At 62.8% G+C, this 13,803-nt stretch carries 16 protein-coding genes and 1 pseudogene; 8 read left to right on the forward strand and 9 right to left on the reverse strand.

Annotation, left to right across the window (positions count from 1 at the left end; translation table 11 throughout):
- Positions 1 to 75: 75 nt before the first annotated feature.
- Positions 76 to 312: pseudogene (locus tag AWB70_RS39075) on the reverse strand (thiamine pyrophosphate-binding protein); the annotation flags it as partial.
- Between the two features lie 331 nt (positions 313 to 643).
- Here AWB70_RS39075 and sucC point away from each other — a divergent pair.
- The 3 genes from sucC to AWB70_RS23330 all read left to right on the forward strand — a co-directional run bounded on the left by sucC (position 644) and on the right by AWB70_RS23330 (position 3,196).
- Positions 644 to 1,849, forward strand: a complete 1,206-nt coding sequence (gene sucC, locus AWB70_RS23320) for an ADP-forming succinate--CoA ligase subunit beta (RefSeq protein WP_045455014.1) — start codon at positions 644 to 646, stop codon at positions 1,847 to 1,849.
- Positions 1,846 to 2,721 (forward strand): succinate--CoA ligase subunit alpha, encoded by an 876-nt coding sequence (gene sucD / locus AWB70_RS23325; protein WP_053569354.1) that lies wholly within the window; start codon positions 1,846 to 1,848, stop codon positions 2,719 to 2,721. The genes sucC and sucD overlap by 4 nt, the downstream gene beginning before the upstream one ends.
- A 112-nt stretch (positions 2,722 to 2,833) precedes the next feature.
- Entirely contained in the window at positions 2,834 to 3,196 is a 363-nt protein-coding gene (locus AWB70_RS23330; protein ID WP_143281692.1) for a hypothetical protein, read from the forward strand.
- Between the two features lie 118 nt (positions 3,197 to 3,314).
- Here AWB70_RS23330 and AWB70_RS23335 read toward each other — a convergent pair whose 3' ends face one another.
- From AWB70_RS23335 to oxlT, 5 genes are all read right to left on the reverse strand, one after another.
- Positions 3,315 to 4,046 carry a GntR family transcriptional regulator gene (locus tag AWB70_RS23335; RefSeq protein WP_014251287.1) on the reverse strand — a complete coding sequence of 244 codons (732 nt, stop codon included), beginning with the start codon at positions 4,044 to 4,046 and terminating at the stop codon, positions 3,315 to 3,317.
- Complete coding sequence (locus tag AWB70_RS38415) at positions 4,036 to 4,257, reverse strand: hypothetical protein (protein WP_053569356.1); 222 nt, start codon at positions 4,255 to 4,257, stop codon at positions 4,036 to 4,038. Before AWB70_RS38415 ends, AWB70_RS23335 begins: the two co-directional genes overlap by 11 nt.
- 114 nt (positions 4,258 to 4,371) lie before the next feature.
- Positions 4,372 to 5,385: a 2-dehydropantoate 2-reductase gene (locus tag AWB70_RS23340; RefSeq protein WP_014251288.1), complete on the reverse strand. Its 1,014-nt coding sequence runs from the start codon at positions 5,383 to 5,385 to the stop codon at positions 4,372 to 4,374.
- Positions 5,386 to 5,548: 163 nt separating this feature from the next.
- The gene (locus tag AWB70_RS23345; protein WP_053569357.1) at positions 5,549 to 6,475 is read right to left on the reverse strand and encodes a LysR family transcriptional regulator; all 927 of its coding nucleotides are present in this window, start codon (positions 6,473 to 6,475) and stop codon (positions 5,549 to 5,551) included.
- 6 nt (positions 6,476 to 6,481) lie between these two features.
- A complete protein-coding gene (gene oxlT, locus AWB70_RS23350) occupies positions 6,482 to 7,828 on the reverse strand; it encodes an oxalate/formate MFS antiporter (protein ID WP_014251290.1) in 1,347 nt (448 codons plus the stop codon).
- A 421-nt stretch (positions 7,829 to 8,249) separates the two neighbouring features.
- Here oxlT and AWB70_RS23355 point away from each other — a divergent pair, with 421 nt between their 5' ends.
- Complete coding sequence (locus AWB70_RS23355) at positions 8,250 to 9,194, forward strand: LysR family transcriptional regulator (protein WP_014251291.1); 945 nt, start codon at positions 8,250 to 8,252, stop codon at positions 9,192 to 9,194.
- Between the two features lie 97 nt (positions 9,195 to 9,291).
- Positions 9,292 to 9,630 carry a hypothetical protein gene (locus tag AWB70_RS23360; protein WP_041731862.1) on the forward strand — a complete coding sequence of 113 codons (339 nt, stop codon included), beginning with the start codon at positions 9,292 to 9,294 and terminating at the stop codon, positions 9,628 to 9,630.
- Between the two features lie 106 nt (positions 9,631 to 9,736).
- On the opposite strand, the gene AWB70_RS23365 is transcribed toward AWB70_RS23360, so the two are convergent.
- Positions 9,737 to 11,188, reverse strand: a complete 1,452-nt coding sequence (locus tag AWB70_RS23365) for an aldehyde dehydrogenase family protein (protein ID WP_053569358.1) — start codon at positions 11,186 to 11,188, stop codon at positions 9,737 to 9,739.
- Between the two features lie 251 nt (positions 11,189 to 11,439).
- Between AWB70_RS23365 and AWB70_RS23370 the strand changes: the two genes are divergently transcribed.
- Complete coding sequence (locus tag AWB70_RS23370) at positions 11,440 to 11,778, forward strand: zinc ribbon domain-containing protein YjdM (protein WP_053569359.1); 339 nt, start codon at positions 11,440 to 11,442, stop codon at positions 11,776 to 11,778.
- 45 nt (positions 11,779 to 11,823) lie between these two features.
- Here AWB70_RS23370 and AWB70_RS23375 read toward each other — a convergent pair whose 3' ends face one another.
- Complete coding sequence (locus AWB70_RS23375; RefSeq protein ID WP_053569360.1) at positions 11,824 to 12,075, reverse strand: YkvA family protein; 252 nt, start codon at positions 12,073 to 12,075, stop codon at positions 11,824 to 11,826.
- Positions 12,076 to 12,354: 279 nt separating this feature from the next.
- Between AWB70_RS23375 and AWB70_RS23380 the strand changes: the two genes are divergently transcribed.
- A complete protein-coding gene (locus AWB70_RS23380; protein ID WP_235024333.1) occupies positions 12,355 to 13,107 on the forward strand; it encodes a M23 family metallopeptidase in 753 nt (250 codons plus the stop codon).
- A 16-nt stretch (positions 13,108 to 13,123) separates the two neighbouring features.
- Here the strand turns inward: AWB70_RS23380 and AWB70_RS38420 are convergent, their stop codons facing one another.
- Positions 13,124 to 13,369 (reverse strand): hypothetical protein, encoded by a 246-nt coding sequence (locus AWB70_RS38420; protein WP_143281693.1) that lies wholly within the window; start codon positions 13,367 to 13,369, stop codon positions 13,124 to 13,126.
- Positions 13,370 to 13,594: 225 nt separating this feature from the next.
- Here AWB70_RS38420 and AWB70_RS39350 point away from each other — a divergent pair, with 225 nt between their 5' ends.
- Positions 13,595 to 13,726, forward strand: a complete 132-nt coding sequence (locus tag AWB70_RS39350) for a SymE family type I addiction module toxin (RefSeq protein WP_235024334.1) — start codon at positions 13,595 to 13,597, stop codon at positions 13,724 to 13,726.
- The last annotated feature ends 77 nt before the right edge of the window (positions 13,727 to 13,803 follow it).

Raw genomic sequence — 13,803 nt, forward strand, 5'->3', positions numbered from 1 at the left:
GTCTGCGCCATCGTGCCGGGCGCGTAGACGGTCGGATCGACCCAGATGTTGATGACCGCGCTCTTGCCTGTCTTCGCGATCGTGACGCACGTCGATAATGCGGATGCCTTCGTCCACACAGCCGTCATAGATATCGATGATGTGGCCGCCGCACAGCGTGAAAATAGTATCGACGCCTTCGTTCTTCAAAGCACGAGCGACCAGATGACCGCCCGAGATGACGCCCGCGCCGCGGGTTTTCGCTTTCAGCGTGTCTTCCGCGGTGGTGGTGGCTGGGGCGGCTTCAGGGCGGCGGCCGACGACTTCGGACATTGTTGCCTCCTCCTCGACTGGGTGGTGTGCATCCCGCGGACGTCGCGCTTCGTCGCGGTCGATGTGATATACAATATTCCACACACAGTATTAGTCAACTGTATCCCACTCGGCGAAAACCCTGTGATGCGCCGCACGACTGGCTGATTCGCCCGCCCCGCTTCGATTTCCAATTTTTCGACACTGCAACGCAGCAAAACTGTGTTCCTCCGGCGCATCCACGCGAAATGTATTTGACCGTCTTGAAATCTGATATACAGTATTTCAGCGCGCCACCGAGACGCGTTTTTTTGTGGTCGCGCCCATCCCACTAGAGGAAATAGGAGACGCAATGAACATCCACGAATATCAGGCGAAGGCGCTGCTGCGAAAGTACGGCGTCGCGGTTCCGGAGGGCCGCGTCGCCTTTTCTGCGACGGAGGCCGCCGACGCGGCCAGCGCGCTGGGCGGCCCGGTCTGGGTCGTCAAGTCGCAGATCCACGCGGGCGGCCGCGGCGCGGGGCGCTTCGCCAACGATCCGGACGGTAAAGGCGGCGTGCGCGTCGTGAAATCGGTCGATGACGTGCGCGACAACGCGCAGAAAATGCTCGCATCGGTGCTCGTGACGAAGCAGACCGGACCGGCCGGCAAGGAAGTCAAGCGTCTCTATATCGAGGAAGGCTGCGATATCGCGCGCGAGCTGTATCTCGGCATGCTGGTCGATCGCGCCACGTCGCGCATCACGATCATGGCGTCGACCGAAGGCGGCATGGAAATCGAGGAAGTCGCGCATCACACGCCGGAGAAAATTCTGAAGGTCGCGATCGATCCGGCCACGGGGCTACAGCCCTTTCACACGCGTCAGATCGCGTTCGGACTCGGGCTCACCGGCAATCAGGTGAAGGCGGCGTCGAAGTTCATCACGGCGCTGTATCAGGCCTTCGTCGATCTGGACGCGTCGATCGTCGAGGTGAATCCGCTCGTCGTGACCGGTTCCGGCGACGTGATGGCGCTCGACGCCAAGCTCAATTTCGACGACAACGCGCTCTATCGCCATCCCGATATCGAAAAGCTGCGCGACGAAGACGAGGAAGATCCCGCCGAAATCGAAGCGGCGAAACACGGCCTCAATTATGTGAAGCTCGACGGCAACATCGGCTGCATGGTGAACGGCGCGGGCCTCGCAATGGCCACGATGGACATCATCAAGCTCTATGGCGGCGAACCCGCGAACTTTCTCGACGTCGGCGGCGGCGCAACGCAGGAGCGCGTCGCGACCGCGTTCAAGCTGATCCTGCGCGATCCGAAAGTGCAAGGGATTCTCGTCAACATCTTCGGCGGCATCATGCGCTGCGACGTGATCGCGCAAGGCGTCGTCGCGGCGGCGCGCGAGGTCGATCTGCGCGTGCCGCTCGTCGTGCGCCTCGCCGGCACGAACGTCGATGCGGGCCGCGAGATTCTGCGCGCGTCCGGCCTCGCCATCATCCCCGCCGAAAACCTCGCCGATGCCGCCGACAAGATCGTCACGGCCGTCGCCCAAGGAGGAACCGCCAAATGAGCGTGCTGATCAATCAAGACACGAAAGTGATTTGCCAGGGCTTTACCGGCGCGCAGGGCACGTTTCACTCGGAACAGGCGATCGCGTATGGCACGCGCATGGTCGGCGGCGTGACGCCGGGCAAGGGCGGCACGACGCATCTCGACCTGCCCGTGTTCGACACCGTCGCCGATGCGGTCGCGAAAACCGGCGCGGACGCTTCCGTGATCTACGTGCCGCCGCCCTTCGCCGCCGATGCGATTCTCGAAGCCATCGACGCGGAAGTGCCGTTCATCGTCTGCATCACGGAAGGCATTCCGGTGCTCGACATGCTGCGCGTGAAGCGCGCGTTGAGCGGCTCGCAAAGCCGGCTCGTGGGGCCGAACTGTCCGGGCGTCATCACGCCGGGGCAATGCAAGATCGGCATCATGCCGGGCCACATTCACAAGCCGGGGAAAATCGGCGTCGTATCGCGCTCGGGCACGCTCACGTACGAGGCCGTCGCGCAGACGACCGCGGCCGGGCTCGGGCAGACGACGTGCGTCGGCATCGGCGGCGATCCGGTGAACGGCACGAACTTCATCGACTGCCTCGCGCTTTTCCTGGAGGACGACGCGACCGAAGGCATCATCATGATCGGTGAAATCGGCGGTTCGGCGGAGGAAGACGCGGCGCAGTTCCTGAAGGACGCGAAGACGAAGAAGCCGGTGGTCGGCTTCATCGCGGGAACGACAGCGCCGCCGGGACGCCGCATGGGTCACGCGGGCGCGATCATCTCGGGCGGCTCCGGCACGGCATCGGCGAAGATCGACGCGATGAAGTCGGCGGGGATTCACGTCGCCGATTCGCCGGCCGCGCTCGGCGAAACGATGGTGCGCGCGATGAACCGGTAATCGCGCGATCAGGCGGGGCGGCATGGGCGGCCGCCCCGCGTCACACTTTTCAACAGTTTGCAGAGAGGCATCTCTTAGACTGCGAGGTTCTCAGTCTTATTGAATGTCGCTCATGATGCGTTTCTTCCACCTCGCTATTGCGGCGCTGTCGCTCGCCGTCTGTTTCGAGCAGGCGATGGCCCAGTCGCTTTCTCCGTCCTTCAGCGATCCTTCCGCCCCTTCCCGTTTCGAAGGCAGCGCCGCCGCGAACCTGAAGAATCCGCCTGCGCCGCCCAAGAACGCGGTCCGCTGCCAGACTCACGGCACGCAAGCCCCGCAGAGCTTGTCGGGGGGGACGCTGACGGGCACGACGCCGCAGCGCGGCGCTTCGTTCTCGCTTAAGCCCGACGGCAGCACCTCGCTCACGCAGCAAACCGACGACAAAGGCTCGCAGATGCCGATGCAAACCACGCAGCTCGACTGCGCGCACGACTAACGCCGTGCTCGATCGCCGCATCGAATGCGCCGATCGTCAGCAAGAAAAAAGGGCCGCCCGGCAGTCGCCGCGCGGCCCTTTCGCATTTCTTCCGACGCTTTGGCGCGTCAGCCCAAACTCAATCCAGAAAGTCGCAGTTCGCTTCGACAAACGCGGCGAGATCCAGCGAATGCTGCTTGACGAGCCGCTCGACCAGTTCCGTGTCGCGCTTTTCCAGCGCCTCGATGATGCGCATGTGATCGACGATCGAGCGCGACGCACGGTCGCTCTGCGAGATCGTCATCTTACGAATGGCGCGCACGTGGACGAAGATGTTCTTGATCGTCTCGAAGATGATTTCCGACTTCGCCAGCCGCACGATCGCGGAGTGGAACGCGATATTCGCATCCGAGTACTCGTCGATATGCTCGGCGGGCGTCGAATCGCGGAAATTGTCGAACATGTGGCGCAACTGGGCGATTTCCTCGTCCGATGCGCGCTGCGTCGCGAGCCGCGCCGCCATGCTCTCCAGCGCCGCCCACATGTGGATCATCTCCACGATCTCGCGCTTGGTCTTGCGCAAGATATACACGCCGCGGCGCGGCACGGTGCGCAGGAAACCCTCCTGCTCCAGCAGCGTCATGGCTTCGCGGATCGGCGTACGCGAGACGCCGAGCGCTTCGGTCAGCTCTTTCTCGTCGAGACGGATCTCTTCCCGCGAGCGGTAGATGTCCGCCTCGGCGATTGCCTGCCGCAGCTTCGCGTACGCCTGGTCGCGCAGCGAAACCGTGGCGTTGATCGGTTCCAGCGAAAGCGTGAGCCCCGACGTGCGAACTTCCGGCCGTTCTACGGATTGAGTATCAGATGGCATTGATGGCTTGATTTCCCAAGTGCGGACGGCCTGCGTTGACACGCTTGCCCGAACCGCCGTTCTGATCCTCCGCCGCGAGACCGGCGAAGCGACCGTGATCCTGTGCGCGCTGCAGCATGCTCTGCGGCACCGACGACGCAATCATAAACGTAACACCCACACCAACGGCAACCAGCGCGAATCCGACGACAACCAACAGGGCGATGCTCATTTCAGGCTCCGGTTAAATCACTCAAGAGCCCTCAGTATATGCTGCATCGCAACAGCACGCAAGATATTTTGCATCTTGTATATCAGAAACAACGCTGGTGCCTTCGTCTGCAGTTTAGGCCGCTTTTTGCGATTGCGGGAGCGGCAACGCCTTCGCCGTACCCTGATTCACGCCCTCGCGCAGCTTGATCAATGCGAGAACCGCATCAAGCATGGGCGTTTCAACGTGAACGAGGCGGCCGATTTCCTGCACCACCGTCATCAGCGGATCGATTTCCATCGGGCGTCCGGCTTCGCAGTCCATCAGCATCGACGTCTTGTGAGCACCGACCGCGCCCGCGCCGTTGATGCGCCGCTCCACGTCGACGCGGAAATTCACGCCGATCTTGTCGCCGATGGCCTTCGCCTCCAGCATCATCGCCTTGGACAGAGCGCGCGTGCCCGGATCGCTCGTCAGCACGTCCAGCGTCGCGCCGGTCAGCGCGCTGATCGGGTTGAAGCAGAGGTTGCCCCAGAGCTTGAGCCAGATTTCATCGCGGATGTTGTCGCGCATCGGCGCTTCCATGTCGGCTTTCGCCATCAGGTCGTGCAGCGCCTGGAGACGCGGCGTGATTTCGCCGCTCGGCTCGCCGATGGGGAATTTCTTGCCGTAGTGATGCTCGATGACGCCCGGCTCCGCGATCTCGGCCGCCGGCAGCAGCACGCAGCCGATCGCCCTTTCCGGCCCGAACACGTCCCACTGGCGGCCGCCCGGATCGACGCTCTGCAATTTCGTGTTCTCGAGCTCGCCGCCGTGCTTGTAGAAGTACCAGTACGGCAGGCCGTTGACCGCGGTCACGATCGCGGTTTCCGGCCCGAGCAGCGGCGGAATCAGGTCGACGACGCCCGGAATCGAATGCGCCTTGAGCGCAATGATCACGAAATCCTGCGGACCGAGTTCGGCGGGATTATTCGTGCAGCGCACCTTGACGGTGTGCTCCTCGCCATCGATCCGAAGCTTGACGCCGTTCGCCTGCATCGCCGCCAGATGCGGCCCGCGCGCGACGAAACTGACGTCCGCACCGGCGCGCGCCAGTTGCGCACCCATATAGCCGCCGATCGCGCCGGCGCCGTACACGCAGATTTTCATGGTTCGTCTCCTGAGGGTTGTAGCCTTATAGCCTTCTGATATACAAGATACTACATTCCGTATTGAGCAAGAACAAGGCGAATCGTGCGTTTGCGGACGAGCGAAAACCCGCATGCGCGAATGTGCGCCGCAGGTTGGCAAGGCGAATGGGAAAGCGCGCCGCTCAGGCTTCGACAGCCTGACTCACGATGAGAGTATGCGACGACGACGCGATGAAGTGTGACCAGACGTTCGCCGCGCTCGCGCGCAAGGCGCGGCCCTTGCGGCGCACGAGCACGATGGTGCGCGACGCGTCGGGCGCGAGCGGGATGAAGCGGGTCTGCGCGCTGTCGCAGGCGGCGCGCGCGTGCATCGGCAGGACGCCGACGCCCAGGCCGGCTTCGGCCATGCGCGCCACGGCCGCCGGCTGCGTGAGCCTTTGACGCACCGCGCCGGTCACGCCGTGCAGCGCGAGCGCGGCTTCGATGGCGTTGAGGCTGCCGGTGTCGTCGTCGAGAAGAAGGAGCGGTGTGCCGCGCAATTGCTGCCAGTCGATGCTCGACGCGCCGCTCAGCCGGTGCGACGCGCCGACGACCGCCGCGAGGCCATCGGAGAAAAGAGGTTCGGCGGCGAGTTCGTCGAGATGCTCGGGCACGATGACCACGCCCAGTTCCGCCTCGCCCGAACGCACCAGTTGCAGCACGGCGTTCTGCGGCCGGTCCATCACGACGACGGTGGTATCCGGCAGACGCTCGCGGCAGGAAGCGAGCATCGCGGGCAGCACGCTCGCCGTCAGACCGCAACTGCTCGCGAGATTCACGACGCCCGGCTCGCCGCCCTCCTGCGCGCGCGGCCGCAGCGTCGCCTCCAGTTCCTCGACGAGCGGCGCGATGCGCGCGAGCAGCTTGCGGCCGGTGTCGGTGAGCGCGACCTGGCGCGTGGTGCGATCGAAAAGCCGCAGCGCGATTTCATCTTCGAGTTCGCGGATGCTGCGGCTGACCGCCGATTGCGTGATGCCGAATTCGTCGCCCGCGCGCGTGAAGCTGCGATGCCGCGCGAGCGTGACGAACAACCTCAACTGATGCAGCGATACGCTCGGCGGCTGCGTCATCGCGGATTACTGGACCGTGTTGCGCGATGCGTCCCAGCCCGACTGGAACGACGCGTTCACCGAAGACTCCGCCGACGTTTCCGCGACCGTGTTCTCAATCCAGCGTTTGCGCATCGGCGCGAGGATGAACTTCGCGCACAGGCCCGCCGCGATCGACGTGATCGCGGTAGCGATGAACACCGCGTTCCACGAGCCGATCGACGCCAGCACCGAGGCGAGCGGCACCAGCATCGACGCCGTGCCCTTCGCCGTGTACAGCGTGCCGGCGTTGGCGGCGGCGTACTTGCTGCCGAAGGTGTCGGCGCAGGTCGCGGGGAAGATCGAGAAGATTTCGCCCCAGCAGAGGAACGTCATCGCCGCGAACAGCATGAAGAGATACGGATTGTGGCCGAACTCCATCAGCCCGAGCAGCGCCACGCCTTCGCCGAGAAAGATGATGAACATCGTGTTCTCGCGGCCGATCTTGTCCGAGATGAAGCCGCACAGCGGACGCGTGAAGCCGTTGCACAGGTTGTCGATGGACAGCGTCATGGCGAGCAGCGGCAGCGTCACGCCGAGGATGCTCACCGGCATGCTTGCGAACCCGTATTCCTTGGCGATCGGCCCGAACTGCGCGGTCGCGATCACGCCGCCCGCCGCGACGAACACGAACATCAGATACAGCACCCAGAAGAGCGGCGCCCGTACCATCTGTCCGGTCGTGTAGTCGATCTTGGTCGCGACGATGCGCTTGGCCGGCACGATGCTCGCAGGCGGATTCGGGCGCACCAGCATCAGCGCGAGCACGAAGATGCACACGCCCTGCAGGATGCCGAAGAACATGAATGCATGCTCGTAGCCGGCGCTCTGGATCATCCTCGAGATCGGAATCACGGTGACGGCCGCACCCGCGCCGAAGCCGGCCGCAGTCAGACCGGCCGCGAGACCGCGCTTGTCCGGGAACCACTTGAGCGCCGTGCCCACGCACGTCCCGTACACGCAGCCCGCGCCGATGCCCGCAACGACCGCGCCGATGTAGAGATGGATGAGACTCGTCGCGTGTGCGTCGATGATCCAGCCGAGCGCCGCGCAGATCGAGCCGCCGATGACGACCGGCCGCGGCCCGAACTTGTCGACGAGCCAGCCCTCGACGGGCACGAGCCATGTTTCCGTGACGATGAAAATGGTGAACGCGGTCTGAATCGCCGCTTGACCCCAATGGTGCTTTGCATCCATCGGTACGACGAATAGCGTCCATGCGTACTGCAGGTTGGCGACTAGGCCCATGCATATGATGCCGATCACCAACTGGAACCATCTATTGTGATGACGCCCGTGCGATTGCCCGGACACAATCGTGTCTGCGCTTGCCATGTCTGTCTCCGTTATCTGTCTCAGCGCTCGTTCGGCGCTTGATGTGCTGCGAGAACACCGGCGCTTTTTGCGTCGGCGGCGAGCGGTCGGTCAGGGGAAATGCTCGGTCCAGGCGGCATGGGCGTGAGGCCGCCGGTCGCGGGTATTGCGCAGGTCGCGCATGCCGCGTGAGTGAAGTTGGGCGATCGATTCGCACATCGGGCATACATCCGCGTCAGGCGATCGACGAATCATTTTCAAGCGATTCCCAATGAAGTCCGGATGGTTAGCGGCCTTTGCAGGCTTCGTGCTGCGGGGCGATGCGTCCGCCTTACATAACTGGCCGGACGTGAAAGCATCGTGGGGGAGAAAAACGATTAAGGAAAGTTAGAAAAAGTTATTGTATAAATTAGCTATCGTTAATGGATGAGGGACCGCCGTGCTGCGTAATGCCACCCTGCGTCAGTTGAAGATCTTCGAAACCGTCGCGCGGCGGTTGAGCTTTTCCCGTGCCGCGGAGGAGCTCTACCTCACGCAACCTGCCGTCTCGACCCAGGTGAAGCAGTTGGAGGAGCATGCCGGTTTGCCCTTATTTGAGCAATTAGGGAAAAAAATCTATCTGACGCCTGCTGGGAATGAAATGCTTCATTACAGCCGCGCGATCCTGGAGCAGTTTCGCGAAGCCGACGACGCCATGGCGCGGCTCAAGGGCATTTCGGGCGGCACGCTCAACGTCGCGGTGATCAGCGCGGGCGACTACTTCTTTCCCCGCTTGCTCGCCGCCTTCACGCAGCGCAATACCGATGTGCGGCTCAATCTTGCAGTGCACAATCGTGAAGAACTGCTCCATCAGCTGACCGACAATCTCACCGATCTCGCCGTGATGGTGCGTCCGCCGCGCGACATGGATACGGTCAACGTTTCGTTCGCGCCTCATCCGTACGTGATCGTGGCGCCGCCGGATCATCCGCTCGTCGGGCGCCGGAACATTCCGCTCGAAGCGCTCGCCGACGAGCCGTTCATCGTCCGCGAGCGCGGCTCGGATACCTGGAATTCGATGGAGGAGGGTTTCGCCGGTCGGCTCAGTAATCTGAACGTGGCGATGGAAATCACGAGCACGGAGACGATCAAGCAGGCGGTGATCGCGGGCATGGGCCTGAGCTTTCTATCCGCGCACACGATCAGCATGGAGTTGCAGGTGGGCAAGCTCTCCGTGCTGGACATCGAGGGTTTTCCCGTGATGCTCAACTGGTTCGTCGTGCATCGGCATAACAAACGCCTGCCGCCCGTGGCCCTCGCATTCAAGCAATTCCTTATCGACGAAGGCGCGGCGCAGATCGAAGCGATCACGCAGATCGTCGCGACCACGGGCAAACCGAATGCATAAGCATTAACGAATAGATAAGCGAAAAAAGTTTAACTATCGTATATGGATCGATTTTTCTATCCTGTTTTCATGCCCCACGGCCATACAGGAGACGATCATGATCCATGCAACGTACAACGATGACCGCGAAGTTCAGGCGCAAGTCTGCGCGTTCAATACCGCTTTCGAAGAACTCGACCTGATGTTCCGTTGGGATACGCAGACGTATCGCTCGCTTGCCTCGGCGGACAGCGACTACGGCAAGATCGCGCAGTACATCGAAACGCATTGCGCGCATCTGCTGAAGGCGTACAGCGCCGAGTTTCTGTGCCAGGCGATCGTCGAGCGCAAGAATTCGACGATCGAGGCATGCCGGCAAAACACGGTTCAATACGAAGACAGCACGCAGCGGGCTCGGCTTTGGCGGGCGCGCAACGAGGAAACGGCACGCGCCTAATATTCACTTCGTGTTCTATCAGGGCGGTCCGATCAGTCGGACCGCCCTTTTGCGTTTGTTCGTTCGGTTTGTGGTTCGCCGCGGTTGCCCGCGGCGAACGTGAAACTCAAGGCGCAAGCGCGACCCAGACCGCCTTCGGCTCCGTGAAGTTCTCGATGGCGACATCGCCATGTTCGCGGCCGAATCCCGAATCGCCTCCGCCGCCCCACGGCAGGCGCACGTCCGTGAAGCCGTAGGTGTTCACCCAGACCGTGCCCGCCTTCAGTTCCGCCGCCATGCGATGCACGCGGCCGATATCGGCGCTCCACACGCCCGCCGCGAGGCTGTACGCGGTGCCGTTGGCGATGCGCAGCGCATCGGCTTCGTCATCGAAGGGAATCACGCTGGCGACCGGCCCGAAGATTTCCTCCTGCGAGATGCGCATCTCGTGCTCGACGTTCGCGAACACCGTCGGCTCGACGAAGTAGCCGCGCTCGCCCACCCGACGCCCGCCCGTTACCAGCGACGCGCCCTCTTCCCGGCCGATATCCACGTAGTCGAGCACGCTCTTCATCTGCTTGGCGGAGATGACCGGCCCCATGTTGGTTTCGCGCTTGGACGGATCGCCGAGCTTGATGGTCTGCGCGCGCTCGGCGAGCCGCTCGACGACTTCATCGTAGACGGCGCGCTGCGCGAGAATGCGCGAGCCCGCAGAGCAGACCTGGCCCGCGTTGAAGAAGATACCCGACGCGGCCGCGCGCACCGCGCTATCGATATTCGCGTCCGCGAAAATCACGTTCGCGGACTTGCCGCCGAGCTCCAGCGTGACGCGTTTGAAGTTGCCCGCCGCGCCCTGCAGGATGCCGCGCCCGACGGACGGCGAACCGGTGAACGTCACCTTGTCGACGCCCGGATGCGCAACGAGCGAATCGCCGACGACCGAGCCTTTTCCCGTCACGATGTTGAGCACGCCCGGCGGCACGCCCGCTTCGAGCGCGAGCCGTCCGACCATCAGCGCGGAGAGCGGCGTGATTTCCGCGGGTTTCACGATCAGCGTGCAGCCGCACGCGAGCGCGGGCGCGATCTTCCACATGCCGATCATCAGCGGGAAATTCCACGGCACGATGGCCGCGACCACGCCGACGGGCTCGCGCACGGTATAAGTCAGCGCGTCGGGGCGCGCGGGCACGACCTGGCCGTTGATCTTGTCGCACCAGCCGGCATAGTACGTGAGCGTATCGATGGCAGCGGGCACGTCCTGACGTTGCACGCCGGCGATGGGCTTGCCCGCGTCGAGACTTTCCAGCGCCGCGAGCTCCTCCTGATTTTCGCGCAGCAGTTCGGCCAGCTTCATGAGGATGCGGCCCCGCTCGGCGGCGCGGATCGCATTCCACGGTTTGAGCGCGGCGCGCGCTGCCTGCACGGCGCGATCGACATCGGCCGACGTGCCTTGTGCGACGCGCGCGATGGGGTTTTCCGTCGCAGGATCGAGGTTCGTGGAGTAATCGCCCCCGCTCGGAGGAACGAACTCGCCGTTGATGAGCAACTCGTAGCGCTTCAAATCCGCAGTGCTTTCCATGTCTTGCTCCATGTGCTTTTACGAACCACTTCATGTTGGGGCAGAAAAAGCATCCATGAAAGCAAAACATTCTTATTGTTTGCATAGGGCGGAATGTATGGACGGATATAGCGCCGCTTTTTCCGATATTCGATGCCGACGTAGAAATTGCGGGCGCCTCCCGCCGTTCGACCAATAAAGAGATGGCTTGCCGGCCCGTGCGCCGGGCGGCGCTATACTGCGGGCCTTTCAACGCACCTAAGCATCGACGAATGAGCGCATTGCCTCCCTGCCCGAACTGTCACTCCGAATTCACCTATATGGATCGCAACCTTTTCATATGCCCGGATTGCGCTCATGAATGGTCGGGCGCCGCTGCGACTGCGGAACCGGAGGGCAGGGTTTATCGCGACAGCGCCGGAAACCTTCTTCAGGACGGCGACACGGTCACGGTCATCAAAGACCTAAAACTGAAAGGTTCGGGCGGCGTCATCAAGATGGGCACCAAGGTGAAGAATATCCGCCTGGTCGACAGCGATCACGATATCGACTGCAAGATCGACGGCTTCGGCGCGATGAGCCTGAAGTCGGAGTTCGTCAGGAAAGCGTGAGTGTGCTGGCGTGCATGCACGCCAGCGTGGCGGATGTATTCGGGATCAGCCGGTCCGCGCAACACGGAACCGCATGGGCAGGCACTGCACGATCAGGTGCAACAGAAGCGGCACCAACACGCCGTCGTCCACGATGCCCACCAGCGGAACGGCGATATTGAAAGGCGCGAGCGCATAGAGCGCCAGCAGCACCGTCGCGGGCAGCAACCACCGCGGCCGGTCGGGCCGGCGAAGCGCGCGCCATAGCACGCGTCCATCGTTCTTGACTATCTTCCACAACACGATCAGCCGCTTCACGTCCGGGTATCCTTCATTGGTTCAAACGCCATAACTATCGACATCGTAGTCCTTTCGGCTGGCGCTCCTCGTGCGCATTTCTGTTCGCAGTCCGAATACATGCGCTGCATGCGATCGTAGGATCTTCCATCGACGCCGCGTATAGGGAAAGTCCGAGACACCGAGAAGAATGCCGACTGCGACGCGCACTCATCCCAAATTTATCTGAATTGTCCGATAGGCCCCGATCCGCGGCATCCCTACCATCTCAATAATGGCATTGGTTAGTGGGAGGTAAGGTTGGAATCAGTTCTCTCGCGTTCGAAAAACGATCTGTACATCGTGATGCGTCGTGGCGCGCTGCGCACCATCGTCGGCACAGCTTGCTCGGCAGTCGTGCTTGCGTTGGCCGTCGGAGTTGCGCTGGGGCATCACCGTACGGAGGCGCCGCGTGTTTATCGCGAACCTGCGCGTCCTGCCGTTGCCGCCGCGCCCTACACGGCAGCCGAGTTCGCGCGCCTGCAGGCCGCGAATGCCTCGCTGGATGCGCGCGTCGAGCGTCTCGCCACGCAACTCGACACCCTCAGCGCCTTCGATCAACGGCTGCGCGCACGATTGCCACGCGCCAACGCAACCAGCACGGCGGCGTCAGCGCGCGCGTCCTATGGCGGTGCCATGGGCGGCCCCGAGCTACCGCCCCGCCCCTGCTCGGCGGCCGGCGCGCATTCCACTCCACAAGTCACTCGCGCGGAACTCGACTGCATCTCGACGACCGTTGACGCACTCGAACAAGGTGCGGCCTTGCACGAGGCAGCGTGGAAGGCCTTTCCCGGGCGCCGCCCGATTGCATTCGGGCGCACCAGTTCATTGTTTGGCAATCGTCTCGACCCGTTCACGCACCACCTGAGTTTCCATCCAGGCATCGACATGGCCGCGCCGATGGGCACGCCTATTCTCGCTGCGGCCGGCGGGCGCGTGACTCACGCCGGGCCGATGCCCGGCTATGGCAACGCCGTCGAGATCGATCATGGCAACGGCGTCATCACGCGTTAAAGTCGATTCCAGTTCATTATTTGCCGCCAGCGTTTCGGACATCGTTGATAACCGTTATGCCTTTTGTGTCAACCCCGGAAAGCAGGATGGCTTGCGTCGTACCGTAAGGCGCAGCCTGGCCTGTGACGGGAATCAGCGTGTTGTTGTTAATGCGCGGCACTGTGACATCAAACATTGAACCGGAGCGGTTCAGCCCGTCTGCCGTACCCATTTTCAGCGGGACAGGAGCCTTCAACGCCAATGCGGCCGCTACAAGATTCAAACCGTCGTATGCAGTGTCGCCCCACGTTGGATTGAGCTGATTGAACCCGTTCTTCTGCTTTTCATCCGGTGAAGTTGTCGATCGTACAAGTCAGCCCCCAACGCCCCATTGGCGCCACTCATCGCGCCGCCTGTCCCACCGATCGCGCCACCCGCCGACGCACCCGCAGCGCCCGCCCCAATATTCCCCGCCAGCGTCGCCCCCGCTTTGCCGTCCATCGCCCCATTGACCGCGCCGCTGCCGCTCTACCCGAGGCTCAAGCTCGCTGGGCGATGGCTCGAACAGGCAGGCTTTGAGTCCGTTCAGCAAGTGAGAGAGCAGGTCGAACGCAGCAGGCTCGTCATCACGCCAGCTTGAACCACGCCCGTAAGCAACAAACGCAGATCGTAGGCTGGGATTGCTGTCAGTCGTCTTGGTCCTCGCGCCTTCGCTTT

Source organism: Caballeronia cordobensis (assembly GCF_001544575.2).
In the GTDB taxonomy this organism is placed as follows: domain Bacteria; phylum Pseudomonadota; class Gammaproteobacteria; order Burkholderiales; family Burkholderiaceae; genus Caballeronia; species Caballeronia cordobensis.